Origin of the sequence: Methylobacter tundripaludum (assembly GCF_002934365.1) — a bacterium.
GTDB lineage: Bacteria > Pseudomonadota > Gammaproteobacteria > Methylococcales > Methylomonadaceae > Methylobacter_A > Methylobacter_A tundripaludum_A.
In genome coordinates this window covers 365,684-391,520 of sequence record NZ_PTIY01000001.1, presented here as the reverse complement: position 1 = coordinate 391,520, position 25,837 = coordinate 365,684, and the positions used below count along the sequence as shown (strand labels likewise).

Sequence of the window (25,837 nt, the reverse complement as noted above, 5' to 3'; positions counted from 1 at the left end):
GATGTTGCTCTTGAGCAAGTTTTATTTTTCATTTTTTTACCATGAAGGACATGAAGCGGCATGAAAGGTTTAAGTCTTCATGTCCTTCATGCTCTTCATGGTAATTGCCTAAATTAATTTACGCACGATCCTAACGTAATGATTTAAAGCCAATTAAGGCCGGATCAGCGGCTTCAACTCCGCTGATCCGCAATCCGCCCTCTTAGTTCTTTATCCGCTCTAGCGCGGGTTTGGATGTTATTGTTCCGTTACCTTCGGCGGCGTTTTTGATATAAATTTGTTTTAAGCGGTTAAAAGCCGACCATAACGTTTTATCCATAACAACTTCGTTGCCGACAGAAACAATGACCCGGATGAGTTGGGGTATTTTGTTTTTGGTTGAGACGATATAAACCGGCTGTACATACAGAACGTTATTGCCCATCGGCAGGATAATCATACGCCCCATTTCAATCCGCGACCCGCTCTGATCCCATAAGGTAAATTGCTCGGAAATCAGCGGATTCTGGTGAATCAAGGCTTCAACCTGCGCCGGTCCATTGACCTGAATATCCTTGCCGAACTTGTAAACGGTAATGCCGGGTTTATATGCCCCGCCGCAATTGGTTTGGTCGAGTGTCCCCGCTACACCGATCATGCTGAGATTGCCCCTGTTAAAAGGCGTCATCGGGTTAATCATTACAAACTCTTCAGCGTCGTTACAGTTGCCAAAGTCCATCGTCTGGTAATAAGGCAATACCTGTTCTCCACGGACATTGGCAAACTGCCAGGTTTCGGCCTGTTCGTAGAATAATTCGGGGCTTTTTTGATGATATTTCGCATACACCTTCATTTGCAGATAATAAAGATCGCGTGGATAGCGCAAGTGTTTCTTTAATTCCGCAGGCATTTCTTCCAGATTTTTAAATACCCCAGGGTACGCATTGCTGTATGCCTGAATAATCGCATCCGATGGGTCGGAAATATAAAAATCGACATCGCCGTCAAAGGCATCGACCACAACTTTAACCGAGTTGCGGATGTAGTTGAAATCTTGATGTCCTTCCAGGAAATCATCGTCCGCAGGTTTGGAAACCGGATATTTATTGGATAAGGTATAGGCGTCCTGTATCCAGTAGAACCGGTCCTTGTCTATAACCAGATAAGGATCTTTATCCAGATGCAGAAAAGGAGTCAGTCTATTAATGCGCTCGGTTATATTTCTGCGCATCTTGAGCTTGCTTTGGTTAGTGATGCCGGTTGAAAAGAATATTTTTTCATCCTTAAAATAAAAGGCGAATAATGCCTTTCTGAACAGCGATGGAATAGGTATCCCGCCCTCGCCGTGGTAAGGTTCCGCTAATTCCGGGTCGGTGCCGGCAATGCCCATGATATTTAACTTGTTAGGCACTATGGCAAAGTGGAATTGCTCCTGACCGTAGTAAATATCCGGGTGCTTAACGCTGAAGCCGACGTCGGAATACATATTTAAATCGCGTAGATACCATATCAGCTGCTTATCGGCATCCTGCGCGGCGGGAGTAGCGGCGGCGCCGTAGCCGTGAGTGTAGCGCAAGTGGGTGTTTTCCCAGTTTTGCGCTTCAGGCGGCAGCTTCGAAATATTGATTTCCCGGGCCGCAAGATTAACCTGCCGGGTATGGTCGAGAACAAAATAGCGGTCTTCATCGACCGACAGGAATTTGTAATAAGGCCTTATTTCCTGTAACTGCTTATAGTTGTCAATGATGAACTCCCTGTCCCAGACCGGAAGATTGTCAAAATGTTTTTGCGTACTCCATGATTCAATGTCGTTCGTCGCATCCAGATTAATAGTCATATCAACCGTCTTGATATTCTTCAAATCGTAAGCGGCCAGCGTCGCGTCGATATTATGCTGCATCAGCGACTTATTGGTTTTGACCGGATTCGGGTTGACGATATATTTCTGGATCAGATCGGGGATAAACTGAATCTTCGGCAAGCCTGCGACACACAGGAACAAAGCCAGCGATATTAAAAAAGGGGTTTTTACCCGGTGTTTTTCTGAAAAAATAAATAAGCCTGCGGTTATCGCTGTCGCCACGAAGGTAACGATTTCCAGCCAGATCAGCGGCAAGTGGTAGCGTAATTCCACGAAACCGGGGCCGTAAAATATCGGCTCGTGGGTCTTAGTATAAAGTAGCGTAAAGCGGTCCAGCATAAAGCCCCAGACCACAAACGCAACGACAAAGCCGATCAGCACGGTGAGATGAATCTTGGCGCCCAACGGGAACTCGGAATTTTCATCGGGTATAAAAATATGTTCCAGCCAATATAAAATGCCGACCATGCAAAAGATCAGCGAGGCGGTGATCAGCATTTCCTGTTGGATTAGCATGTAGGTCGGGTAGGACAGCATATAAAAGCTGACATCCTTGCCGTAAACCGTTTCGGTTACGCCCGAGTCGCTGCCGAAAAAATACAGCAGTGTCGATTCCCATTGATTATAGAAAGGGATGGCGATAAATATCGCCAGAATCAGCGATATTGGGGTATATACGGCTGCCGAACCGTTCATGAAGGTGTCGGCAAAACGCTGGAAACGGCGGCGTTTATCGATATTGCTGAGAAGTTCGTCAGCCGGATTGATGCCCAGGTAGCGCGAGGCGATCCAGAAGTGAAAAAAGAAAATGGCGAAGAACGCCAGCGTGACGCCGCCGGACAGGAAGAATTTGTACAGCAGCCTGAGCCAAAAATAGGCTTCAAGTTTTAATGACTGGTACCACCATAAGTCGACAAACAGATCGAGAAATATGAAATAGAAGGCGACATATAAAATGACAGCGATGACAACTGTCGCCCCAATCAGCGCGGGTAAAAGCTTCAGGTTCCGCATAGTGTCCTCTTAATGGAAAATGTTTTTAACGTTTTCGTTTTGTGCATTTTTTCAGATTACAGCTCGGGGTAAACGCACAGATTGGGTCGTATTCTAACACCCAATAAAATGTTCGTAATGATTTAGACATGATGGCTGAAAAACAATAAGGATATACTGCAACCAAACTGATCGGGAGAGTCGCCATGATCGTGACTCGAAACAATTTCACCGCTGCTTACCGGCGCCCGGCAAACTCAAACAAGTGTAAGATGATTCCCTCGATTAATAAGCAGAATATCGCATGACGCATTGGCTGATTTTTGTTGAGTTTACCGCCTTGGCTTTAGCAATCGGCGTGTCCGGTTACTTTCTCTCGCTCTACGGCGATGTTATCGCCGAAAAAACCGGTTGGGGAGGAACCTGGATCGGCATCGCTTTGCTCGCCACGGTCACTTCTCTGCCCGAGCTGGTCACCGGGATCAGTGCGGTAACGTATGTGAATGTCCCGAATATCGCGTTAGGCGATGTTTTGGGCAGTTGCGTATTCAATTTGCTGCTGATCGTGCTGCTGGATTTCCTGCATCGGGGCGCTTCGGTTTATACCCGAATCAGCCAGGGGCATATACTTTCCGCCGGTTTCGGCGTTGTGCTTCTCGGTTTCGTGGCGTTCAATCTGGTCTTGTATCAACACGGCATTAATCTGAGTTTTTGGCATGTCGGCATATACTCGCCGATCATTGTGCTGTTTTACATTTTTGCGATGCGCACGGTTTTTCGTTATGAAAAAGCCCAGCGTCAGGAAGTCGTGGAAGAAATTGCCGAGCGCTATCCGAAAATCAGTTTGCTCAAGGCGCTGACGTTCTTTATTTTAGTCTCTGTCGTGGTGGTTTTGGCGGGTATCAGGCTTCCGGTAACGGCGGAGCATTTGGCCGAAGCCATGGGCTGGCGGCGCAGCTTCGTTGGCACCGTGTTCGTGGCCACGGCTACTTCCTTGCCTGAAGTGGCGGTTACGCTTTCGGCGCTGAGAATCGGGGCGTTGGACATGGCGATCAGCGACTTGCTGGGCAGCAACCTGTTCGATCTGGTCATTATCGCCGTCGACGATATGGCTTACCTGCAAGGCCCTCTCCTTGCCAGCGTCTCGCCGGTACATTTGGTTACCAGCCAGTCGGCGATCATGATGACCGGCATTGCCGTTGTCGGGCTTCTGTATCGGCCGCAGCAACGCTTGTTCAAGACGGTAGGCTGGGTCAGTCTGTCCATGTTCATCATTTACATCCTCAACTTGTCGGTTCTCTATCTGCAACAGGAGTAGGCCAAGCGAGTGAATGTGTACGCAGTATCAATAATGGCCGGCATTGATTTGCCGGAACTGAGTTTCATCGATAATCAATGAATAGGGAGACCTTTATGCCTTCAGTTAAACGCATCGTTCTGGACGTGCTCAAGCCGCATCATCCAGATGCATTGGATTTGGCCGGCGCGATTGCCTCATTGGCCCCGGACTATCGGGTCAACCTTACCATTACGGCGGTTGATGAGAAAACCGAAAGCGCCGAGGTAATTATCGAGGGCGTAGCGGTCGATTTTGCCGCCGTTAAAGCCGTCATCGGTACAATGGGGGGGACTGTTCACAGTATCGATGAGGTTGAAGTCTCGGGCAGTCCCGCCGATCCGTTTTAAAGGCGCTGAATTGAGTAAAGCGCATTTGACCTTCGGAGACGGAAGCATTGATCAATTGGATTAAGCAGTTGTCCTTTCTATTACACATCACCGGATCGCGCGGTATCGCCCGGCGCTACGTGGTGGTGAACGGCTTTGACGGAGCGCTGACAATGCTGGGGCTTATCATCGGTTTCCATACCAGCGGCGAAACGTCGGCGACGGTGGCGGTAAGCGTTTGCCTTGGCGCCGCAATTGCGCTGTCGGTCAGCGGGGTGAGCAGCGCCTATCTCAGCGAAGCCGCCGAGCGCAGGAAAGCTTTGCGCGAGTTGGAAAAGGCTATGATCGTGACGCTCGAAACAAGTGCGCATGGACGGGCATCCCGGTTGGTGCCGATCATGATCGCTTTGGTCAACGGGCTTTCTCCGTTGCTGATTTCGGTTCTTATCACTTTGCCTTTGTGGCTGGCCTCGCAACAGATTCCTCTGCCTGTAGATCCCATGAACGCTTCTATTGGCATGGCGTTCGTGTTGATTTTCCTGTTGGGGACATACCTTGGCAAAATCGAGCATGGTTTTTGGTTATGGTCCGGTATCCGCGCCGTCTTGATTGCGGTTATTACCAGCGCGCTGATTATCGCGCTGGAACGGTGAGGCTTAACCCTAAAACCTGCGATTACAAATCTTTCGGCCCGTTTCGGTAAATCCAGCCCCGGCGGCGCAGCCATTTTTCGACTTCCACGACAAAGAACACGACCGAAGAAAGCGCCAGACAGAGCAACAGTTCATCGAGGCTCAAGGCTTCGGTCTTGAAGATCGGCTGCAACGCCGGCACATACAACACCGCCATTTGCAGGCAAAAGGTCAACAGCACCGAGCCTAACAGCGGCATGTTGGAAAACAGGCCCTGGCTGAACAGCGATTCCCGCTCCGATCTGATCGCCAAGACATGCCCCATCTGCGACAGGGCCAGCACTGTAAACACCATGCTCTGCCAGCGGGCGGAACCGGTAGAATAAGCCCAGCCTTGGGCGAATAAGGAAACGCCGCCCATCAGCAGGCCGATCCACAGAATATGTTGCCACATGCCTTGCGCAAAGATGCTTTCCTGGGGGCCGCGGGGCGGCCGTTCCATGATGCCCCGTTCTTCCGGTTCGACGGCCAGGGCCAGGCCCGGCAAGCCATCGGTAACCAGATTGATCCAGAGGATGTGGATAGGCAGCAGCGGGATCGGCAAGCCCAGAAAAGGCGCCAGAAACAGCGTCCAGATTTCCGCCGAGTTGCAGGTCATCGCATATTTGATGAATTTGCGGATGTTGTCGAAAATCCGCCGCCCTTCGCGCACCGCGGTCACGATGGTGGCGAAATTATCGTCCAGCAGCACCATATGCGAGGCCTCCCGCGCCACATCCGTGCCGATCTTGCCCATCGCGATGCCGATATTGGCCGCTCTCAACGCCGGCGCATCGTTGACGCCATCCCCGGTCATCGCTACGAATTCCCCCTTGTCCTGTAGCGCCTTGACGATTTTGATCTTTTGCTCCGGCGCAACGCGGGCATAAATACGAACGTCCTCGACTTGCTTCTCGAATTCCTCAAGATTCATCCGGGCCAGTTGCGACCCGGTCAGCACCTTGCCGCCGTCATCGACGATGCCGAGCCTGATCGCGATGGCGCGGGCGGTCGCCGGGTGGTCGCCGGTAATCATGACCGGCGTGATTCCCGCAGTCTTGCATAGCGCGACCGCTTCCTTGGCTTCCGGGCGCGGTGGGTCCATCAGTCCAACCAAACCCAGGAAAATGAGCCCGCTTTCGATAGAATCGGCATCCAGCGTTTGCGGTTGTTCAGGGAACTGCCGGTATGCCAGGGCCAGCACCCGCAGGCCTTCCTCGGCCATTTGCTCGGCAGCGGCCAATGCCGTCTCCATAGACAAAGGCTGCGGGCCGTTGCCGAGCCATTGGTTAACGCAGCGAGGCAGCACATTTTCCGGCGCGCCTTTGGTGTAAGCGACAAGTTCGCCGTTTTCCTGATGCAGCGTGGTCATCAGTTTGCGCTCGGAATCGAAAGGGATCTCGTCCAGCCGAGGCGCGTCCTTGACTAGGTTCGCGCCAACATAGCCCACGCTTTCGGCCGCTTCGTACAAAGCGATTTCGGTGGGGTCGCCCAGCAATTGACCGCCGTGGTCGCGGCGGGCGTCGTTGTTCAGGGCCAGCGCCCGTAACAACGGGGCCGGAAAATCGGGGTCTATGCTTTCCCGCAAACGCTGTTCGGCGTAAAACGCTTCGGCATGCATCCGGTTTTGCGTCAGCGTGCCGGTCTTGTCCGAGCAGATGAAGGTTACCGAACCCAAGGTTTCCACGGCGGGCAGCCTCCGTATCAGCGCGTTTTTCACGACCAGCTTGCGCGCGCCCATCGCCAAGGTCACCGTAGCTACGGCGGGCAGGGCTTCAGGGATGGCTGCCACCGCCAGACTGACGGCGGTCAAAAACATCAGTACGGGCTCTTCGCCGCGCAGTAAACCCACTACGAAAATAATCGCGCAGACGGCTAAAACCAAAAGGGCAAGGCGCATGCCGAAGCTGGCAAGGCGTTGTTGCAGCGGGGTTTTAGTCTCTTTTTCCTGGCGCAGGAGTTCGGCGATTTTACCGAGCTCGGTGTTCATCCCCGTGGCGATGACGACGCCGACGCCGCGGCCGTAGGTCGCAATAGTTCCCTTGTACGCCATATTGAGCCGGTCGCCGAGAGGTGAATCCAATTCCCGTATCAGCGCCTCCGATTTTTCGACCGGCAGCGATTCGCCGGTCAGCGCCGCCTCTTCCACCTTGAGCCTCGCCACGTCCAATAGCTTGAGGTCGGCCGGGACGACATTGCCCGCTTCAAGCATGACCAGGTCGCCGGGAACCAGCTCATGCGCCGCGATAGTTTTGGTTTTTCCCTCCCGCAGCACCTGCGCGGTGGGGCTGGACAAGCGTTTGAGCGCGGCCACGGCTTTTTCCGCACTGTACTCCTGAACGAAGCCGATGATGGCGTTCAACACGATGATGACGAGGATGACGACCGCATCCGTCATCTCGCCGAGCAAGCCCGAAACGATACAGGCCAAAATCAGCACGATGATCATGAAATCGGCGAATTGCCCCAAAAACATCCGAATCGGTCCTTTGCGGCGTTGTTCCTGGATGGCGTTTGGGCCGTAGGTCTCGAGACGTTCCTTTGCCTCCTGATGATCCAGGCCGTTTTCAGGGTTGACTTTGAGCCACGCGGTGGTTTGCCAGGGTTCAAGGAGATGCCAGGGGGGTGCGGAAGTTTGTGGTTTTTGAATCTTTGGTCGCTTGGTCAAGGTTTGACCTCCTGTAAAACAGACGCTACAAGTATCTCAATTTATATGATGATTGTAATATCCCTTAAAAAATGAAAATAAGATAGTGCGGATATTGGTGTTTTAAGAGGGTCTTTGTTCGGGCTATTTAATGATCGTTTTTGAAAGGTCGGATGGTGCGGTTTTTGTCTATCAGAACATTCAGTTGTCTAACTTTAGGGAGGATACCATAGCATAAAACTTCTTTAGCAGATTTACGCAAGTTCGTCATGCTTGTCGGGAGCGGGTATTCAATGCCATGGATGAGTACCTAGGGTCGGTGCGGCAAGATTAATGCTTGGTCGAAAGGGAGCTACGAATTACACTTTGCTGCGTTTCAAAATTGACTGACTTAAATTTCAAAGAGAAATAACTATGGATTACCTTATCGAACAAGGTATCGCGAAGGGACTTGTTTCCTTCGATGCAGAGCAGAAAAACATTAGCTACAAAACCCAAAATAAACGTTTACGTTTTACCGACCCGGAAGAAAAAGTTCGCGCCCGCGCGTATCTTTCCTTGGTATTGGAATATGGCTACACGCCCGAACAAATCGATATTGAAGTGGCCGTTGAGCATCGTGTCCCCAATGTATTTTCAGACATTGTTGTCTACGCCGACAAAACCCTCAAAAAGCCTTTGATTACCGTTGAATGCAAACGCGAAGAAGCCAGCCAGGGGGAGCTCGATCAAGGCGTTGAACAAGCCTTCGGTTACGCCAACTCAATGGATGCCGATTTCGTTTGGATGACCTCCGGCATTCGCAACGACTACTTCCGCCGCGACCGCGTTGCACCCAAAGAGCGTCATGCCAACCGTCTGGCCGATTTGCCGCGTCCCGGCAAGGAAGTTTCCCGATTCAAGTACGTTAAAGGCGGCATCGGCGGTTTTGAGCTGAAAACCGTTGAAGAAAACGAACTGACCCGCATCTTCAAACAAGCCCATGACGCGCTGTGGGCGGGCGGTAAACGTAATCCGGCGGAAGCTTTCGATGAACTGGACAAGCTGATTTTCTGCAAAATCTGGGACGAACGCATCAAACGTATAAACGGCGACCCGTATAACTTTCAGATTTTCAGTGACGACAAAGGCGATGCGCTCAAGCATCGTATCCATGACTTGTATCTGGAAGGGCGGAAAAAAGACGCCGAAGTGTTCAAAGAGGACATTCGCTTGTCCAATGCCGAATTGCAAACCGTGGTCGGTTACTTGGCGGCGACAAACCTGAATAAAACCGACCTGGACAGTAAAGGCCGCGCATTTGAGACGTTCATGACCGGTTTTTTCCGGGGCGAGTTTGGCCAATATTTTACCCCGCGCAAAATCGTCCAGTTCATCGTCGATGCCTTGCCGATCAATAATGACAGCATCGTGCTCGATACTTCCTGTGGAAGCGGCGGTTTTTTACTGCATGCGCTGGACAAAGTGCGCAAACAGGCCGACCTCAAAGCGCAACAAGGCTATTTCGACCCGGCCACGCCCGAAGGCTATAAAGAACATTTCGATTTCTGGCACGATTTTGCCGAGCATAATCTTTACGGCATCGAAATCTCGGAAGGTATCGCCCGCACCGCCAAGATGAACATGATCATCCATGACGACGGCCATACCAACGTTATCGCCTCCGATGGCCTGGAAGCCATCGATACCTTGCGCGAACGGAGCAAAAATAAAGGCTTCAAGGAAAACGGCTTCGACTACATCATCACCAACCCGCCGTTCGGCTCCAAGGTTAAGTTTGCCGAAAAACGCTACCTGGAAAATTACGCCTTGGGCAAAAAAGGCATCGACTGGATAGACGCCAAAATCAACAACGTTAATCTGTTGCGCGAAACGACCCGCGACCAGCAAACCACCGAAGTGCTGTTCATCGAGCAATGCCACCGTTTCTTGAAGCCCGGCGGTATGTTGGCGATGGTCATTCCCGACAGCATCCTGACCAACAGCTCAATGCAATATGTGCGCAATTGGATTGAAGAGCACTGGCGCATCGTCGCCGTCGTCTCGCTGCCGCAATTTGCCTTTGCCGCCAACGGCGCGGGGGTAAAAAGTTCGGTGCTGTTCCTGAAAAAATACAACGCGGCCACGACCGCCACAATCAAAGCCATCAAAACCCAAGCCCAGGATGATTTGTTTGCCGACAAAGCGTTGGGCGCTGCGCTGGAAGCGTTAATCGAAGAAAAGAAAACCGCGCTCAAGCGCGGCGATGCCGTTATCCGGCAGATTGAAGACGATTTGGTCGCCAAGCTCGACGCATTCGAAGCCCAGGGGAATCTTACTGCGGCGGACAAGCGCGAATTCAAGGCGCAAGCCAAAGCCGACATCACCGCGCACAAGGAAAGCGAAGCTTACAAAGACTGGCACCAAGCCACCAGCGACGATTATAACGAGCGCATCGCCAATCTGCGCGAAACGCTGGAAGACGACTTTCTCGCCAAGGTCAAACAGCAGCTTGAGGATTACCCGATCTTCATGGCGATTGCCGAAGATATTGGCTACGACGCCACCGGCAGGCCAACGGCGACCAATGAACTAGAGATCGTAGCTAGTGAATTAGCGCGGTTTTTGGAGCATCTTGAACAAGGAGACACGCGCCCTTTTGCCTAACCCCCGGCCTCAATGAAGACAAATTCTTCATTGTGAGTTGGGGGCAAACAGAATCCCGATATGACCCAAACTATCATCGAGGGCTTGGATATTCTCTTGCTGGATGGAGTAAAGTTGGCAGAATTGCCAGCGTTAAAGGGGGCAAGCGCATTCCGTTAGGCGATACTTACGCTATGGAAGAAACGGGGCTGTACTACCTTCGGGTTGATAATTTGGGGGCAAACGGTTCAGTGGTCGGCGAAATGAAATGGCTTACCCAGCAGACATTTGATGCTTTGGAGCGCTACCGTGTTTTCACGGATGACGTATTGATTTCAATTGCGGGCACTATAGGACGAATAACTGTATTTAATGAAGAAATCTCCCAAGGACCAACCATCCTTACAGAGAATTGCGCAAAATTACACATTGTCGATGGCATATTGCCCCAGTACTTAATGCTGCTTCTGCTTTCGAGGCCGCTTCAAAAGCAGATGGCGCGTGATTACATTCAAACCACCATTCCTAAGCTAGGGCTTGATCGTATTCGCCAATTGCGCATGCCGCCTATTCCAGAAATATCACGTCAGGAACGAGTAATTTCCGAATGGGAAGCATCACTGCAAAAATTTAATCGGACTAAAGAAAAGGCTCATGACTTACTTGCTTCCATAGATAACTATCTACTAACCGAACTTGGCATCACACTGCCACTCGAACCGGAAAACACTATCGCCAACCGCATTTTCACTGTGCAACGTCGAGAGCTGGCGGGATGGCGATTCGATCCTTATTATTTCAATATTCAATTTCATACACTTGAACAAGCCGTTGATGCAGGAAGTTACAGTACAGTTTCGTTAAATCGTCTATTTCTCAGTATGAACAATGGTATCGATTGCCGTGATTTTGTTGAAGACGGCATCCCTTATGTAAAAGTTGCCGATGTAAGAGCATTCGAAATCTCACCCAATAAGGCGCAAAAGGTACCAGTGACCGCTGTGCCTGAGCGTGGGATTGTCAGAAAAGGAGAGTTGTTGCTTACGCGTAAAGGTTCATTTGGAATTGCGGCACTGGTTGACCATAACGACAGTTTTGCAATTAGTTCGGAAGTGTTCAGAATAGAACTTGATAATAGCAAAGTCTCCGGTGAGTATTTGGTTACACTCTTGAATAGTCAATTATGCCAAAGTCAGTTTGATCGTGAAAAGATTGGTGCGATTATGGGTAGCCTGACTCAAGCGGCTCTCTCCCGAATTCATATTCCACTGCCTCCTCTGGCGAAGCAAAAAAGTATTGCAGAATTTGCCAACTCAATTCGTCTGCGATCAAAGCAGTTGATTGCTGAAGCAGAAAATGAACTCGAAACCGCCAAACGCCGCATTGAGGCTATGCTTCTTGGCGAGGTGGAAGTATGAGTTTAAAACATGACGCAGACGGTTTTCTGGTTGGCGCGCCAATCGGGCCTATTACCTTACGCGGCGTCCTGGCTGACACCTTGGGCGGTTTTCTGGTGGTGCGAGGCTACGCCAAATTCAGCGAGCTTGCCGCTCGATCCATTGCAGACCCCGGCTATCAACGTGATTTGATCCCTAAGCATCAGACTGAGATTGAAACGTTTTACCGGCGCGGTGAATACCTGTTTTTCCCGGAAGTGGTGTTGTCGCTGGAATTGCAGACAGACTACGAAAAACCCGGTGCGCCCGATGCCGATCCAGTGCAATTAGTGCTTAAGGGGGAAACGTTCAAGTCCAACATCAACGGCGTAAGCGTCAAAGTCACCAGAACCAAGACGGCGACAGGCTTAGCGAGGGCGAACATCACCTTGCCCGAGGAAGCAGGCAAAATCCTGAAACGTATTGACGGCAATCACCGCATCAGCGCCTTCGAAGCGATGACCGACGTGCAACGCCTCAATAGCAAACCCGTCTCGTTCTGCATCGTGCTGTTGACTCAAGGACAAGCCGAACAAATCGAAAAAGCGCTTTTTTACAATATCAATTCGAAAGCTAAACCTCTCACGTCCGAACAAATTTATCGAAGTATCATTGAAGATGAAGCAGGCTTTCCCGATGACGTGCTTGAACGCGATTTTGGGACTGAATTTGTTGTTTGCCGCCAAACACGTAAGGAATTGAACTTTACCTACCTATCCAATCTGCTGGACGTATTCGGTCAACACGAAGGGCAAGACGACAACCGTTGCTCGGTTTTAATCGAGTCGTTAAAGAATCTGCAAGTCGAGCGCAAGCGATTGAATGGCGTAAGCCTGCTTCCGAATAAGGATGATCTTTTGCAAGCAATTCTGAAGCTCAACAATAGCTATGTGGATGAACGACTACAATGTTCTACCTCGCTTGGACTATTTTCCGCCTTTCTGTTCTTCGCCATTCAGGACGGAGCACGCTATCGGCAATTTGAAACTTGGATGCTGAAAAATCATCTGTATGAACTCCAAGCAATCAATGCTTCAGACGTTATCCGTATTTTTGAAAAAGTGGCGAAATCGCGAAAACAGCAAATTTTTGTTTCGATGTGGTTTGACGAGAAAACCAAGTCAAATTTCGAGGCTATCAAAGCAGCGGTTGACGATCTAAATCAGATTTATACGCAAGATATTAAGCTAAGGCCAATACGGATTGATCAATTCGACACCGGCTTTTCGTATCAAATCACTGCGGAAATACTGCGCCTTATTGATGACTCTGGCTATCTGATAGCCGATTTAACAGGCGGTAACAAGAACGTTTACCATGAAATCGGTTTTTTGATGGGATTGAATCAGGGGCGGGAATTACCTCATGAAAATTTTCTGTTGCTGCACAATGATGGTATTGGTGAAGTTGCTAAGGATGTAGGTTTTAACCTTAACAATTTCAAGCAAATCCGTGTGTCTGACACTAACAGCCTGCGTGAACAACTGAAGAAGCATATAGCGATTTACTATGAGTTGGAGTTTGGCGCATGATTTGAATTCAGCCGTAAAGTACCAGTGAATCAACAGCAGTATCAGGTTTTGCATTGTGCATGACAGTAAAATCCATGGTGTTTAATACAAGTGTGAAGATGCATTTCATATGGATTCATCCATGCGGGTTAGTCCATCAAGGATGAATCGCTGTAATTGACGATTATCGGCCCTTTGCACACAAGCAATCGACGCTTCAATATAAGGATTGGGAGACGCGTCTTGGTTCAGGGCTTGGCTATAGTCAATCGGGTAATAGCCGTTGGCAATGGCAATCAGGTCGAAAAACTGCCGGGTGATGCGGCCATTAAGTTCATAAAAGGGATGAAGGGCAATCAGCTCGCATTGGTAGTAGGCCAGCCGCTCGGCAAAATGTTCCTTAGCCGCACTGTTGGCTTGTCTCAAAAACTGCTCTTGCTCCAGATTGTGGAATAACCGTTTCATCTGTGCAGGGAGGTGCTGTGCCAAACAAAACAAGCTTCCGCCTTTGCTCATATCCTCGCTACGGTATTCTCCCGCCCAATCGTATAGGCTGGCAAAGGTGTGTTTATGCAAGCCGATAAAATAGGCTTCATCAAATCGCGTGTCGGGTTGTAGCTCTGATACTTGAATTCTATAGGAAGCTATTAACAGGTTTGTTTCGATTTCATGCAACAGTTCGGCATCATCTATTCCTAAGCGATTTTTAGGGATGTCTGTGCCTGGCAGATAAATGTCACTTGCTTTGAACTGATACTTGGACACCTTTTTGCTCCATCAACTGTTTTGCCTGTTGCCTAAGCTGTTCGGTGCGTACAGGCTGATAGCCTTCGATGCGCATGGATGTTTGTACGGCTTTAATGAGCATTTCATCCAGTTTGGGATTGGTGGGCATGAGTTATCTTCCCGTGATAAGTAATCCGGCAGGAAATACGGCTGAAGCCCTGCTTAGGATAAAACAAGAGGCTAGTCCAATAACTCCGCCTGGAACCATTGGACTAGCCTCCTGCCGTGGGTGCTTTGCTTTGCGGCTGTATTTGCTTTTATCGCAAAAAGTCTGCGCCTTGTTAAACAGGTGCGCGTGCTTCGCGACCAGGTTTTGAATAGGGGCAATTTGCGGCCCTTTCGGATTTTTACGTTTTTTCATCATTTACCTCTTATAATATGTCAAGTTTGTGTGAATCCACACAGCAGTAATATACCATTTTTTAAGAGTACATAGCGCTAGTGAAATTTAGAAAAGACTTTGATGTCATCGTGGTTGGCGGCGGTCATGCGGGTACGGAAGCGGCGTTGGCTTCGGCCCGGTGCGGCGCGAACACATTGTTGTTGACGCAAAATATCGACACCCTGGGGCAAATGAGCTGCAACCCGGCGATTGGCGGGATAGGCAAGGGGCATTTGGTTAAGGAAGTCGATGCATTAGGCGGGGTAATGGCGCGGGCTATCGATCATGGCGGCATCCAGTTTCGCACTTTGAATGCGAGCAAAGGCCCGGCAGTTCGGGCGACCCGCGCCCAGGCGGACCGTCAGCTTTACAAGCAGGCGGTAAGAACGGCGCTGGAAAACCAGCCCAATCTGGCTTTGTTTCAGCAAACCGTGTCCGATTTGATCGTCGAAGGCGGCAGGGTTGCCGGGGTTAAAACCCAAATGGGCTTGAACTTTAGCGCAAGAGCCGTGGTTTTAACCACCGGCACTTTCTTGGGCGGCAAAATACATATCGGCCTGGAAAATTACAGCGGCGGCCGCGCGGGCGATCCGGCCTCGATTGCGTTGGCCGAGCGTTTAAGGGAATTGCCGTTCAGGATCGACCGTTTAAAAACCGGCACGCCGCCGCGTATCGACGGCCGGACTATCGACTTTAGCAAGCTGGAAGAGCAGCACGGCGATGATCCGGTGCCGGTGTTTTCGTTTCTCGGCAAGCGCGAGCATCATCCCCGGCAGATTCCGTGTCATATCACCCGCACCAATAACAAAACCCACGACATTATCCGTTCCGGCCTGGATCGTTCGCCGCTGTATTCCGGGATTATCGAGGGCGTCGGGCCGCGTTATTGCCCGTCGATTGAAGACAAGGTCGTGCGCTTTGCCGACCGGGATTCGCACCAGATTTTTGTCGAGCCGGAAGGCTTGAATACCCATGAGATTTACCCCAACGGCATCTCGACCAGCTTGCCTTTTGATGTGCAATATGAGCTGGTGCGCTCGATGCTGGGTTTTGAGAACGCCGAAATCTTGCGCCCCGGTTATGCGATCGAATACGACTTTTTCGATCCCAGGGATTTGAAGTCGTCATTGGAAACCAAGCATATGGACGCGCTGTTTTTCGCCGGGCAAGTCAACGGCACCACCGGTTATGAAGAAGCGGCGGCTCAAGGCTTGATCGCGGGACTCAATGCGGCGCGCCTGGTTAAAGGCCTCGACAGCTGGTGTCCGGGGCGCGATGAAGCCTATATCGGCGTGATGATCGACGATTTGATTACGCGCGGCACCCAAGAGCCGTACCGGATGTTCACCAGCCGCGCTGAATACCGCTTGCTGCTGAGGGAAGACAACGCCGATTTGCGCCTGACCGAAAAAGGCAGGGAGTTGGGCTTGGTTGACGACGAGCGCTGGCAGGCTTTCGAGACCAAGCGGGCTGCGATCGCTCAGTTGCAGGGCGAGCTGAAAAAGAAATGGGTCAGGACGGAAACGGAACAGGCGGGCCAAGTCGAGCAATATTGGGGCAAGCCGTTAATGCGGGAAGCCAATCTGATGGATTTGCTGCGCCGCCCGGAAGTGGATATTCGGCAACTGCTGTCGTTTATGGACGATGCCGGGGATATAGATCCGCAGGTAGCCGAGCAGGTTGAAATTCAGGCCAAATATGCCGGTTACATCGACAGACAGCAAACCGAGATCGACAAAGCCTTGCGCTACGATCACCTGCGTTTGCCTGAGGTGATCGATTACAGCGGCGTACCCGGCCTGTCCAATGAAGTCAGCGAGAAGCTTAAAAAGCAGCGGCCGGAAACCTTGGGCCAGGCCTCGCGTATCCCCGGTATTACTCCGGCCGCAATTTCCCTGTTGCTGGTTTATCTAAAGAAGAAAAGCGCCTGATGAAAGCCTGTCCTGAGCAAAGTCGAAGTGACTGCCGAAAAATCCTGGTCTCCGGGATAGCCGAATTAAACCTAAACGTAACTGACCATCAAGTCGATCAGTTGCTTGATTTTATAAAGCTGATTGAAAAGTGGAATAAAGCCTATAATCTGACCGCGATACGGGATAGGGAAGAGATGGCGCGGCTGCATATACTGGACAGCTTGGCGATTGTTCCGCATGTCGAGGGCAAACGCATCATCGATATTGGCACCGGGGCAGGGCTGCCCGGCATTCCGTTGGCGATCTGCCTGCCCGAAACTAGCTTTACCTTGCTTGACAGCAATGCCAAAAAAACCCGGTTTGTGCAACAGGTCGTTCTGGAGTTAAAGCTTAAAAACGTAGCAGTTGTGCATAGCCGCGTGGAAAATTATCATCCTGAGCCCGCGTATGATGCGGTTCTTACCAGGGCGTTCGCCAGCTTGCCCGATATAGTGAAACTGACTGCGCATTTGCTGGTCAAGGATGGCGTGTTGCTGGCAATGAAGGGGCAGAGTCTGGATGCAGAGCTGGCAGAGATAACAGCCAAAAAATCCGTCATATCGGTTAGCGTTCCGGGGGCTGACGTTGAACGATGTCTGGTACGAATACAATCACCTGAACAGGTCGAGGTAAGCTAGTGGGAAAAATAATTGCCATAACCAACCAAAAAGGCGGTGTAGGAAAAACCACCACCAGCGTAAATCTGGCGGCTTCGCTGGCTGCGGCTAACCGGCGCGTATTGCTGGTGGACCTTGATCCGCAGGGTAATGCGGCGATGGGCTGCGGCATCGATAAGCAGGAAGTTAAATATTCCAGCTACGATTTGTTGATGGAAGAAGTGCCTGCGTCGGAAACGGTCATCAAGCTGCCCGAGATCGGTTTTTCGGTGATTCCGGGCAATTCAGACCTGACGGCGGCCGAAGTGGAGTTGATGCATGCCGATCATAAAGAGCGGCGGCTGGCCGACGCCTTGATTCCGATCAAAGCGGACTATGATTTTATTCTGATCGATTGTCCGCCTTCGTTGAACATGCTGACCTTAAATGCGATGGTCGCCGCCAACAGCCTGTTGATACCGATGCAATGCGAATACTATGCGTTGGAAGGCTTGTCCGCGTTAATGAGCACCTTGAAAAACATCCAGGACAGCGTTAATCCCGAGCTGCATCTGGAAGGTATCCTGCGAACCATGTATGACGACAGAAATCGCCTGACCAAGGACGTATCGGAGCAATTGATCCGCTATTTCGGCGATAAGGTATTCCGAACCTGCATTCCAAGAAACATTCGCTTGGCGGAATCCCCAAGTCACGGTTTACCGGTGTTGAGTTACGATAAATCGTCGCGCGGGTCTGTGGCCTATATCGCATTGGCGGGTGAAATGATCAGAAAAGAAAAAAAATCCAGCAAATGACTTTAAAAAAACGTGGACTAGGTCGGGGGCTTGAAGCTTTGTTGGCGGAAGAGGAAAAGCATCAGCCGAAGACTGGGCAAGCGGGCGCTTATCCGGGAGCTAAAGATGCGGATCAGGATGAAATGCAGAGCGCCGGGGAAGCAGGTGGACAAGCGGCAATGCTGATGGCCTTTTTTAAGGACATTCAAAGAGAGCATCTTACTCTGTTGGCGGAAGCCGAGGCTCTAAGAAAGTTGATAGAAGAATTTGAAGCGATAGTCCGCGCTGATTTATCGTAAATCAGCGCAACGGGCATTGCCGGTGAAATGTTAAAAAAGAGAAAAATTGAATTATGGCTGTGAAAAAACGGGGATTAAATCGAGGGCTGGACGCTTTATTGGGCAGTGTTTCCGGTAAAGACGATCACGGCGACACCGGGGAAGGCCATCAGCTGCACACCCTGCCGGTCGAATACATGCAGCGGGGCAAGTATCAGCCAAGAAAAGATATTAACCCCGAAAAACTGCAAGAACTGGCCGATTCCATCAAAGCGCAAGGCATCATACAGCCGGTTGTGGTGCGTAAGATTGCCCCGGACAGGTACGAAATTATTGCCGGTGAGCGGCGTTGGCGGGCCGCGCAATTAGCCGGGTTGCAGCAGGTTCCGGTGGTCATCAAGGAGATAGACGACCGCACCGCAATGGCGATAGCGCTGATCGAGAATATCCAGCGGGAAGACCTGAATCCTTTGGAAGAGGCCGAAGCGTTAAGGCGGCTGTTGGACGAGTTTGAAATGACCCATCAGCAAGTTGCCGATGCAGTCGGCAAGTCGCGCGCGACGGTGACCAATTTATTGAGATTGATCGATTTGCACCCGGACGTGAAAAAGTTCTTGATCAACAGGCAGCTGGAAATGGGCCATGCGAGAGCGCTGCTGTCTTTGGATGGCCCGAAGCAAGTGGCTGCGGCCAACAAGATCGTCAAGGAGGGCTTAACGGTCAGGGCGGCGGAGCGTCTGGTTAAAGACAGCCAAGCCGAGCCAAAACCCCCTAAGGTAAAGGTAATAGACAACGATACCTTGCGTTTGCAGGAGGACCTGACCGCGAAACTGGGGGCAAAAGTAGTCATTGAGCATAAGGAAAATGGCGGCGGAAAGCTGGTCATCGCTTATTCCAGTTTGGAAGAGCTGGATGGGATTCTTGAGCAGATTAGAGCGTGACAGGTAATATGCTGGCGGATGAAGAGCGATCAAAAGCGGCCCTGAGTTTATTGTTTGAGCTTTCGATGCCTGCCGCTTTTCTATCTAAACCGCTTATGGGCGGTGAGCGTATAGCAAAAGGTTGTTCAGGTGCGTCTTTACGCTACGGCTTGGCATGATTTTTTTTAATAGATCATGCTCAAAAGATCAAGTGTACAAGGGAATCAGAATATAAACCATACGGTACATCAATCTTCCTTGATTTAATGGAGTCCGCTAGATATAATTCCCCCGATGTTGAGTATGGAATTGAGAGTGGTCAATACAAAGCGCACTACTGTCAGTAAAATCATAAGTTATCAAATCCTTATGATAGCGCTAATGACGGCAGGATTTGCCCTGGCAGGAGGTAGGCCTTACGCTTTATCGGCGGCTTTAGGCGGGGCGGCGGCGTTTATTCCGAATCTGTATTTTGCATTGCGGGTATATCGATCCGCAGGGCAGGAAGCAAGAAAGATCGTAAGATCTTTTTATGCCGGGGAATCAGGCAAGTTATTGTTAACAGCCGCGCTGTTCTTTATGATTTTCCAGCTTCCAAACATAGAAATATTACCGCTGCTCGCAGTATACGTAGCAGCTTTATCGGTTTTTTGGTTTGCGCTGTTGATGCGCTGACATTATTTATACTTAGAGAGGAACGATGGCTACCGAAGCTCATGCCGAAGGTGCAACCGGTTATATTATTCACCATTTAACTTCGCTAACCGTGGGCGAGGGTTTCTGGGCATTGAATCTGGATACCTTGTTTTTCTCAGCGGTTCTGGGCGGCCTGTTTGTCTGGTTTTTTAAGATGGCGGCAGAAAAGGCTACCGCCGGCGTGCCAGGATTGATTCAGAATTTTGTAGAAATGCTGATTGAGTTTGTCGATACCCAGGTTAAAGATAGCTTCCACGGTAAAAACAAATTAATCGCGCCTTTGGCATTGACCATTTTTTGCTGGGTATTCCTGTGGAACTTCATGGACTTGTTCCCGGTTGATATATTGCCGTTAATCGGTTCGATGATGGGCATTGAATACCTGCGCGTCGTTCCAAGTACGGATTTGAATGCAACATTTGCAATGTCAATTTCCGTGTTCTGTCTGATTATTTTCTACAGCATTAAAGTAAAAGGCCCTTGGGGGTTTGCTAAAGAACTGATGTTCCAGCCATTCGGCCCTTGGTTGTTACCCTTCAATCTGCTGTTAAAGTTAGTAGAAGAAATTGCAAAGCCCATTTCATTGGCGCTTCGTTTATTCGGAAACCTGTATGCGGGTGAGCTGATCTTTATTTTGATCGCTTTATTGCCTTGGTATATTCAGCCGGTGTTGAGTTTTCCCTGGGCTGTTTTTCATATTTTAATTATCACGCTACAGGCATTTATATTCATGGTATTGACCATTGTTTACCTGAGTATGGCGCACGAAGATCATTAAAGATTTTTTAACTTTTTTATAATTAACTATAGGTTTGGAGGTTTCATGGAAATTGCAAAATTGATTGCTGATGTACAAGGCATGACTGCTATCGCAGTGGGTCTGGTTCTGGGTATGGGCGCTTTAGGAACAGCGATAGGCTTCGGTCTGTTAGGTGGAAAATTCCTGGAAGGTGCTGCTCGTCAACCTGAAATGGTTCCTATGCTGCAAGTAAAAATGTTTGTTGTTGCGGGTCTGTTAGACGCGGTAACCATGATCGGCGTTGGCTTGGCGCTGTTCTTTACCTTCGCTAACCCATTCCTGTCTGCTGTAACAGCTGCGGCAGCGGGTTAATAGCCGTTTAACTTTAATAGCAACAAGAGGAACGCATCGTGAGTATCAATGCTACTCTGATTGGGCAAATGATAACCTTTGCACTTCTGGTATGGTTTACCATGAAGTACATATGGCCGCCTTTATTTGACTCTTTAGAAGAACGTAAAAAGAAAATTGCCGATGGTTTGGCTGCCGCTGAAAAAGGTCAGGAACAGATGCATTTGGCGGAGAAAAAAGCCAAAGGCGTTTTAAAAGAAGCCAAAGAACAGTCTTCGGAGATTGTGAATCTGGCTCAAAAACGTGCCAATGAACTTGTCGAAGCATCAAAAGACACCGCCAAAAAAGAAGGCGAGCGTTTGCTTCAGGTGGCAAAGGCGCAGATTGAGCAGGAAAAACAACAGGCTAAAGAAAGTTTGCGTAAAGAGGTATCGGCCTTGGCTTTGCTGGCAGCGGAACAGGTTCTGAGTGCGGAAATCGATAAAACCAAGCACCAAGACATCCTGAGCAAAATTTCTAATCAATTGGGTTAAGCATAATGAGCGAACTGGCAACATTGGCAAGGCCCTATGCAGCAGCGGTATTCAAGCGAGCCTTGGAGACTGGTACTACAGAAAAGTGGTCGAAAAGTTTGGCGTTTATATCGGCTGTGCTGAATGATAAAGAGATTTCTGTTGTAGTGGATAACCCCAAAGTAAGTAACGCGAGGTTGTCTGAGTTGATGCTCGATATTTGCCAGGAACACGTAAATGAAGAAGGTGCGAATTTTCTGAAATTACTAATTCAAAACAACCGGTTAACTTTGGCGCCGACTATTGCGTATTTATTTGAAGCCTATAGGGCGGAAAGCGAAGGTTATGTCGATGTTGAAGTGACAACTGCTTACGCCTTCTCCAAAGAAGAAAAGCAAGGTTTCACTTCAACGCTGGAAAAAACGCTAAGCAAAAAAGTCCATATGAATGTGACCGTGGATAAATCTTTAATCGGCGGCGTAGTGGTACGTGCAGGCGACAGGGTGATTGACGGTTCCATTAAAGGCCAGCTTCAACAATTAGCAAAACGACTCTAAACTAGAGCGAGAAACAGAACATGCAATTAAACCCATCTGAAATAAGTGATCTGATTAAAAAGAAGATCGAAAACTTCGACTTGAGCGCCGAGTCTCACACCGAAGGTACCGTCGTCAGTGTGACTGACGGTATTGTGCGAGTGCATGGCCTTTCGGAAGCGATGCAAGGCGAGATGCTGGAATTTCCAGGCAACACCTTTGGCATGGCGCTTAACCTTGAAAGAGATTCCGTGGGTGTGGTGGTATTAGGTCCATACCAGCATATCTCGGAAGGCGACACCGTAAAATGCACCGGAAAAATTCTGGAAGTTCCTGTCGGGGAAGCATTGCTGGGTCGCGTCGTTGATGCGCTGGGTAATCCTATCGACGGCAAGGGCGCTATCGAAACCACCGAAACTTCGCCGATTGAAAAAATCGCTCCTGGGGTAATTGCCCGTCAATCGGTTGATCAGCCCGTGCAATTGGGCTTGAAATCTATCGACGCGATGATTCCGGTAGGCCGCGGCCAGCGCGAGTTAATCATCGGCGACAGACAAACCGGTAAAACGGCTATTGCGGTTGATGCGATTATCAATCAAAAAGGTACAGGCATTAAATGTATCTATGTGGCTATCGGTCAAAAACGTTCATCAATTGCGAACGTGGTTCGTAAGCTTGAAGAGCATGGCGCGATGGAACACACGATCATCGTGTCGGCATCGGCATCGGAATCGGCCGCGCTGCAATTTATCGCACCTTATACAGGTTGTTCGATGGGTGAGTTTTTCAGGGATCGCGGCGAAGATGCGCTGATCATTTATGATGATTTAACCAAGCAAGCTTGGGCTTACCGTCAGATTTCCTTGTTGTTGCGTCGTCCGCCAGGCCGCGAAGCGTATCCAGGGGACGTGTTTTACTTGCATTCCCGTTTGCTGGAAAGAGCGTCACGGATTAATGCAGCCGAAGTTGAGAAACTGACCGGCGGCAAGGTAAAAGGCAAAACAGGGTCATTAACTGCATTGCCTATTATTGAAACTCAAGGCGGCGACGTATCGGCTTTTGTACCGACTAACGTAATCTCAATTACCGACGGTCAGATATTTCTGGAAAGCAACTTGTTCAACTCCGGCATCCGGCCTGCGGTGAATGCAGGTTTATCGGTATCGCGTGTAGGTGGTGCTGCTCAAACCAAGATCATCAAGAAATTGGGTGGCGGTACACGTCTCGATTTGGCGCAATATCGTGAGTTGGCGGCTTTCGCACAGTTTGCATCCGACTTGGATGAAAGTACCCGCAAGCAGATTGAACGCGGTCAACGCGTAACCGAACTGATGAAACAGAATCAATATTCACCTATGTCGGTCGCGCAAATGGCCGCTTCATTGTTCGCCGCTAATGAAGGATTTCTTGACGGCGTGGAAGTTAACAAGGTGCTTGATTTTGAGGCGGCTTTACAGTCGTACTTGGCGGCAGAGCATTCTGAATTAATGAACAACATTAATGCAACGGGCGATTTTAGCGATGACATAAGAAAGGGTATGCTGACCGCTATTCAGACTTTCGTCAAAACTCATAGCTGGTAAAAGGGTCTTAAGATGGCTGTTGGTAAAGAAATACGCAGCAAGATCGGAAGTATTAAAAATACTCAAAAAATTACCCGGGCAATGGAGATGGTTGCTGCGAGTAAAATGCGTAAAACAAAAGACAGAATGATGGCGACACGGCCATACTCCAAAAAGATTGGGCAGATTATCAAACATCTGGCTCACGCAAATCCGGAGTATAAACATTCTTTTCTCGTTGAACGTCCGGTCAAGCGGGTTGGCATTATTGTAATCAGTTCCGACAGAGGCTTGTGCGGAGGATTGAATTCAAATTTGTTCAGAAAAACTCTGACACAGATGACAGAATGGAACAAAGAGAATGTTGAAATAGACATTTGTACAATAGGTACCAAGGCGTTTGGTTTTTTTGGTAATCTGAAAGCAAATCTAGTCGGGCATGTTTCTAAATTAGGTGACACGCCGCACCAGCATGACATTATCGGCATCATTAAAATTATGTTGGATGCTTACGCGCAGGGTGCAATTGACGAGCTGCATGTAGTATACAATGAGTTCGTTAATACCATGACGCAGAAGCCTACTATCGAGAAATTACTGCCAGTGGTAGCCGGTGAGCTTGATGAAGGCCTAAACGGGCATTGGGATTATATTTATGAACCTGATGCCAAAGAAGTTTTGGACCATTTGTTAACCCGCTATATCGAATCCATCGTTTATCAAGGACTGGTTGAAAATAACGCTTGCGAACAGGCGGCCAGAATGGTGGCGATGAAGAGTGCTTCGGATAATGCCGGAAATATTATCAGCGAATTACAACTGGTTTATAACAAAGCCAGACAAGCTGCTATCACTCAGGAAATTTCAGAAATTGTTGCCGGTGCCGCAGCTGTTTAAGCCCAAGTAAAAATGACACAACACAAGAGGACAACTCAATGAGTTCGGGTAAAATCGTTCAGATTATCGGCGCGGTCGTTGACGTGGAATTTTCACGTACAGACCTGCCCAAAGTATATGACGCCTTAAATGTAGAAGGTATAGGCCTAGTGCTGGAAGTTCAACAGCAATTAGGTGATGGTGTCGTCAGAACTATTGCTATGGGTAGTACCGACGGTTTAAGCCGAGGCTTGGAAGTCAGTAATACTAAGGCAGCTATTGCAGTGCCGGTCGGCCAGGAAACTTTGGGCCGCATTATGAACGTCTTGGGCGAGCCCATCGACGAAAAAGGTCCTATCGGCGAAAAAGTAAAGTGGGGCATCCACCGTGAAGCACCCAGTTATGCTGAGCAGGCGGCAGCAACCGAGCTACTCGAAACCGGCATCAAGGTTATCGATTTGGTCTGTCCGTTTACCAAAGGTGGTAAAGTCGGATTGTTCGGCGGGGCCGGTGTCGGCAAGACCGTTAATATGATGGAGCTGATCCGTAATATCGCGATTGAGCACAGCGGTTACTCGGTATTTGCCGGTGTAGGCGAGCGTACTCGTGAAGGGAACGACTTCTATCACGAAATGACTGATTCAAACGTAATCGACAAAGTATCGCTGGTTTACGGTCAAATGAACGAGCCGCCAGGAAACAGATTGCGCGTTGCGTTGACCGGTTTGACGATGGCGGAATACTTCCGTGATGAAGGCCGTGACGTACTATTCTTCGTTGATAATATTTACCGTTACACCTTGGCGGGTACTGAAGTATCGGCGCTTTTAGGTCGTATGCCTTCTGCTGTGGGTTACCAACCTACGCTGGCCGAAGAAATGGGCGTATTACAAGAACGTATTACTTCAACCAAAACCGGTTCCATTACCTCTATTCAAGCGGTATATGTACCAGCGGATGACTTGACAGATCCATCGCCTGCAACCACTTTCGCGCATTTGGATGCAACCGTGGTATTGTCTCGTCAAATTGCCGAGTTAGGTATTTATCCTGCGATTGACCCGCTGGATTCCACCAGTCGTCAGTTGGATCCATTAGTCATTGGTCAAGAGCATTATGATGTGGCGCGTAAGGTCCAGGGTATCCTGCAACGTTATAAAGAATTGCGCGACATTATTGCGATCTTGGGTATGGACGAATTGTCTGAGGAAGATAAATTGACCGTAGCACGAGCGCGTAAAATGCAACGCTTCTTGTCTCAGCCTTTCTTCGTTGCCGAAGTATTTACCGGTTCACCTGGTAAATATGTATCACTGAAAGATACAATTGCCGGTTTCAAAGGTATTATCGACGGTGAATACGATGCTATTCCTGAGCAGGCTTTCTATATGGTTGGTACCATAGACGAAGCGCTTGAGAAAGCAAAAGGAATGAAATAAGTTAAAATCTGTAGGTAAAGTTCATAT

General features: G+C 49.5%; 25 protein-coding genes. 20 read left to right on the top strand and 5 right to left on the bottom strand.

Features of this window, described 5'->3' with window-relative positions:
• Window positions 1-202: 202 nt before the first annotated feature.
• Window positions 203-2,854 (bottom strand): UPF0182 family protein, encoded by a 2,652-nt coding sequence (locus tag B0F88_RS01825; protein WP_104422219.1) that lies wholly within the window; start codon window positions 2,852-2,854, stop codon window positions 203-205.
• Window positions 2,855-3,137: 283 nt separating this feature from the next.
• Between B0F88_RS01825 and B0F88_RS01820 the strand changes: the two genes are divergently transcribed.
• The 3 genes from B0F88_RS01820 (at window position 3,138) to B0F88_RS01810 (ending at window position 5,151) form a co-directional block, all read left to right on the top strand.
• Entirely contained in the window at window positions 3,138-4,151 is a 1,014-nt protein-coding gene (locus tag B0F88_RS01820) for a sodium:calcium antiporter (protein WP_104422218.1), read from the top strand.
• Window positions 4,152-4,246: 95 nt separating this feature from the next.
• The gene (locus B0F88_RS01815) at window positions 4,247-4,519 is read left to right on the top strand and encodes a DUF211 domain-containing protein (RefSeq protein ID WP_104422217.1); all 273 of its coding nucleotides are present in this window, start codon (window positions 4,247-4,249) and stop codon (window positions 4,517-4,519) included.
• A gap of 47 nt (window positions 4,520-4,566) precedes the next feature.
• Window positions 4,567-5,151 (top strand): hypothetical protein, encoded by a 585-nt coding sequence (locus B0F88_RS01810; RefSeq protein WP_219820748.1) that lies wholly within the window; start codon window positions 4,567-4,569, stop codon window positions 5,149-5,151.
• 22 nt (window positions 5,152-5,173) lie between these two features.
• Here the strand turns inward: B0F88_RS01810 and B0F88_RS01805 are convergent, their stop codons facing one another.
• Window positions 5,174-7,837: a cation-translocating P-type ATPase gene (locus B0F88_RS01805; protein ID WP_104422216.1), complete on the bottom strand. Its 2,664-nt coding sequence runs from the start codon at window positions 7,835-7,837 to the stop codon at window positions 5,174-5,176.
• A 393-nt stretch (window positions 7,838-8,230) separates the two neighbouring features.
• On the opposite strand from B0F88_RS01805, the gene B0F88_RS01800 reads away from it, so the two are divergent.
• The 3 genes from B0F88_RS01800 to B0F88_RS01790 are packed head-to-tail and all read left to right on the top strand — an operon-like array spanning window position 8,231 to window position 13,409.
• Entirely contained in the window at window positions 8,231-10,462 is a 2,232-nt protein-coding gene (locus B0F88_RS01800; protein ID WP_104422215.1) for a restriction endonuclease subunit M, read from the top strand.
• Window positions 10,463-10,494: 32 nt separating this feature from the next.
• Window positions 10,495-11,859: a restriction endonuclease subunit S gene (locus tag B0F88_RS01795; RefSeq protein ID WP_146083297.1), complete on the top strand. Its 1,365-nt coding sequence runs from the start codon at window positions 10,495-10,497 to the stop codon at window positions 11,857-11,859.
• Complete coding sequence (locus B0F88_RS01790) at window positions 11,856-13,409, top strand: hypothetical protein (RefSeq protein ID WP_104422213.1); 1,554 nt, start codon at window positions 11,856-11,858, stop codon at window positions 13,407-13,409. The genes B0F88_RS01795 and B0F88_RS01790 overlap by 4 nt, the downstream gene beginning before the upstream one ends.
• 105 nt (window positions 13,410-13,514) lie before the next feature.
• Here B0F88_RS01790 and B0F88_RS01785 read toward each other — a convergent pair whose 3' ends face one another.
• From B0F88_RS01785 to B0F88_RS01780, 3 genes are read right to left on the bottom strand one after another with little or no spacing between them, the layout of a single operon-like run.
• Complete coding sequence (locus B0F88_RS01785; protein ID WP_104422212.1) at window positions 13,515-14,153, bottom strand: Fic/DOC family protein; 639 nt, start codon at window positions 14,151-14,153, stop codon at window positions 13,515-13,517.
• Window positions 14,125-14,283, bottom strand: a complete 159-nt coding sequence (locus B0F88_RS19280) for a hypothetical protein (protein WP_181049813.1) — start codon at window positions 14,281-14,283, stop codon at window positions 14,125-14,127. Before B0F88_RS19280 ends, B0F88_RS01785 begins: the two co-directional genes overlap by 29 nt.
• Window positions 14,284-14,286: 3 nt before the next feature.
• The gene (locus tag B0F88_RS01780; protein ID WP_258076524.1) at window positions 14,287-14,538 is read right to left on the bottom strand and encodes a DUF7230 family protein; all 252 of its coding nucleotides are present in this window, start codon (window positions 14,536-14,538) and stop codon (window positions 14,287-14,289) included.
• Window positions 14,539-14,615: 77 nt separating this feature from the next.
• On the opposite strand from B0F88_RS01780, the gene mnmG reads away from it, so the two are divergent.
• The 14 genes from mnmG (at window position 14,616) to atpD (ending at window position 25,810) form a co-directional block, all read left to right on the top strand.
• A complete protein-coding gene (gene mnmG, locus B0F88_RS01775; RefSeq protein WP_104422210.1) occupies window positions 14,616-16,487 on the top strand; it encodes a tRNA uridine-5-carboxymethylaminomethyl(34) synthesis enzyme MnmG in 1,872 nt (623 codons plus the stop codon).
• The gene (gene rsmG, locus B0F88_RS01770) at window positions 16,487-17,146 is read left to right on the top strand and encodes a 16S rRNA (guanine(527)-N(7))-methyltransferase RsmG (protein ID WP_104422209.1); all 660 of its coding nucleotides are present in this window, start codon (window positions 16,487-16,489) and stop codon (window positions 17,144-17,146) included. Before mnmG ends, rsmG begins: the two co-directional genes overlap by 1 nt.
• Window positions 17,146-17,922, top strand: coding sequence for a ParA family protein (locus tag B0F88_RS01765; protein ID WP_104422208.1), 777 nt, complete (start codon window positions 17,146-17,148; stop codon window positions 17,920-17,922). Before rsmG ends, B0F88_RS01765 begins: the two co-directional genes overlap by 1 nt.
• Window positions 17,919-18,200, top strand: coding sequence for a hypothetical protein (locus B0F88_RS01760; RefSeq protein ID WP_104422207.1), 282 nt, complete (start codon window positions 17,919-17,921; stop codon window positions 18,198-18,200). Before B0F88_RS01765 ends, B0F88_RS01760 begins: the two co-directional genes overlap by 4 nt.
• Window positions 18,201-18,253: 53 nt before the next feature.
• Window positions 18,254-19,120, top strand: coding sequence for a ParB/RepB/Spo0J family partition protein (locus B0F88_RS01755; RefSeq protein WP_104422206.1), 867 nt, complete (start codon window positions 18,254-18,256; stop codon window positions 19,118-19,120).
• Window positions 19,117-19,278, top strand: coding sequence for a hypothetical protein (locus B0F88_RS19275; protein WP_181049812.1), 162 nt, complete (start codon window positions 19,117-19,119; stop codon window positions 19,276-19,278). The genes B0F88_RS01755 and B0F88_RS19275 overlap by 4 nt, the downstream gene beginning before the upstream one ends.
• Window positions 19,279-19,393: 115 nt before the next feature.
• On the top strand, window positions 19,394-19,774 hold the full coding sequence (locus B0F88_RS01750; protein WP_374953564.1) for an ATP synthase subunit I: 381 nt from the start codon (window positions 19,394-19,396) through the stop codon (window positions 19,772-19,774).
• A gap of 25 nt (window positions 19,775-19,799) precedes the next feature.
• Window positions 19,800-20,573, top strand: a complete 774-nt coding sequence (atpB, locus tag B0F88_RS01745; RefSeq protein WP_104422204.1) for a F0F1 ATP synthase subunit A — start codon at window positions 19,800-19,802, stop codon at window positions 20,571-20,573.
• A 45-nt stretch (window positions 20,574-20,618) separates the two neighbouring features.
• Window positions 20,619-20,906 (top strand): F0F1 ATP synthase subunit C, encoded by a 288-nt coding sequence (gene atpE, locus B0F88_RS01740; RefSeq protein WP_006891456.1) that lies wholly within the window; start codon window positions 20,619-20,621, stop codon window positions 20,904-20,906.
• Between the two features lie 38 nt (window positions 20,907-20,944).
• Window positions 20,945-21,418 carry a F0F1 ATP synthase subunit B gene (locus B0F88_RS01735; protein WP_104422203.1) on the top strand — a complete coding sequence of 158 codons (474 nt, stop codon included), beginning with the start codon at window positions 20,945-20,947 and terminating at the stop codon, window positions 21,416-21,418.
• A 5-nt stretch (window positions 21,419-21,423) separates the two neighbouring features.
• The gene (locus B0F88_RS01730; protein ID WP_104422202.1) at window positions 21,424-21,954 is read left to right on the top strand and encodes a F0F1 ATP synthase subunit delta; all 531 of its coding nucleotides are present in this window, start codon (window positions 21,424-21,426) and stop codon (window positions 21,952-21,954) included.
• 20 nt (window positions 21,955-21,974) lie between these two features.
• Window positions 21,975-23,516, top strand: coding sequence for a F0F1 ATP synthase subunit alpha (gene atpA / locus B0F88_RS01725; RefSeq protein ID WP_104422201.1), 1,542 nt, complete (start codon window positions 21,975-21,977; stop codon window positions 23,514-23,516).
• Window positions 23,517-23,528: 12 nt separating this feature from the next.
• Window positions 23,529-24,392 (top strand): F0F1 ATP synthase subunit gamma, encoded by an 864-nt coding sequence (gene atpG, locus B0F88_RS01720; protein ID WP_104422200.1) that lies wholly within the window; start codon window positions 23,529-23,531, stop codon window positions 24,390-24,392.
• A 38-nt stretch (window positions 24,393-24,430) separates the two neighbouring features.
• Window positions 24,431-25,810: a F0F1 ATP synthase subunit beta gene (atpD, locus tag B0F88_RS01715; RefSeq protein WP_104422199.1), complete on the top strand. Its 1,380-nt coding sequence runs from the start codon at window positions 24,431-24,433 to the stop codon at window positions 25,808-25,810.
• Window positions 25,811-25,837: the final 27 nt, after the last annotated feature.

Coding starts and splice junctions, on each gene's coding strand:
- B0F88_RS01825 (WP_104422219.1), bottom strand. CDS start 2,854: ATGCGGAACCTGAAGCTTTTACCCGCGCTGATTGGGGCGACAGTTGTC.
- B0F88_RS01820 (WP_104422218.1), top strand. CDS start 3,138: ATGACGCATTGGCTGATTTTTGTTGAGTTTACCGCCTTGGCTTTAGCA.
- B0F88_RS01815 (WP_104422217.1), top strand. CDS start 4,247: ATGCCTTCAGTTAAACGCATCGTTCTGGACGTGCTCAAGCCGCATCAT.
- B0F88_RS01800 (WP_104422215.1), top strand. CDS start 8,231: ATGGATTACCTTATCGAACAAGGTATCGCGAAGGGACTTGTTTCCTTC.
- B0F88_RS01790 (WP_104422213.1), top strand. CDS start 11,856: ATGAGTTTAAAACATGACGCAGACGGTTTTCTGGTTGGCGCGCCAATC.
- B0F88_RS19280 (WP_181049813.1), bottom strand. CDS start 14,283: ATGCCCACCAATCCCAAACTGGATGAAATGCTCATTAAAGCCGTACAA.
- B0F88_RS01780 (WP_258076524.1), bottom strand. CDS start 14,538: ATGATGAAAAAACGTAAAAATCCGAAAGGGCCGCAAATTGCCCCTATT.
- rsmG (WP_104422209.1), top strand. CDS start 16,487: ATGAAAGCCTGTCCTGAGCAAAGTCGAAGTGACTGCCGAAAAATCCTG.
- B0F88_RS01760 (WP_104422207.1), top strand. CDS start 17,919: ATGACTTTAAAAAAACGTGGACTAGGTCGGGGGCTTGAAGCTTTGTTG.
- B0F88_RS01755 (WP_104422206.1), top strand. CDS start 18,254: ATGGCTGTGAAAAAACGGGGATTAAATCGAGGGCTGGACGCTTTATTG.
- B0F88_RS01750 (WP_374953564.1), top strand. CDS start 19,394: ATGTTGAGTATGGAATTGAGAGTGGTCAATACAAAGCGCACTACTGTC.
- atpB (WP_104422204.1), top strand. CDS start 19,800: ATGGCTACCGAAGCTCATGCCGAAGGTGCAACCGGTTATATTATTCAC.
- atpE (WP_006891456.1), top strand. CDS start 20,619: ATGGAAATTGCAAAATTGATTGCTGATGTACAAGGCATGACTGCTATC.
- B0F88_RS01730 (WP_104422202.1), top strand. CDS start 21,424: ATGAGCGAACTGGCAACATTGGCAAGGCCCTATGCAGCAGCGGTATTC.
- atpA (WP_104422201.1), top strand. CDS start 21,975: ATGCAATTAAACCCATCTGAAATAAGTGATCTGATTAAAAAGAAGATC.
- atpG (WP_104422200.1), top strand. CDS start 23,529: ATGGCTGTTGGTAAAGAAATACGCAGCAAGATCGGAAGTATTAAAAAT.
- atpD (WP_104422199.1), top strand. CDS start 24,431: ATGAGTTCGGGTAAAATCGTTCAGATTATCGGCGCGGTCGTTGACGTG.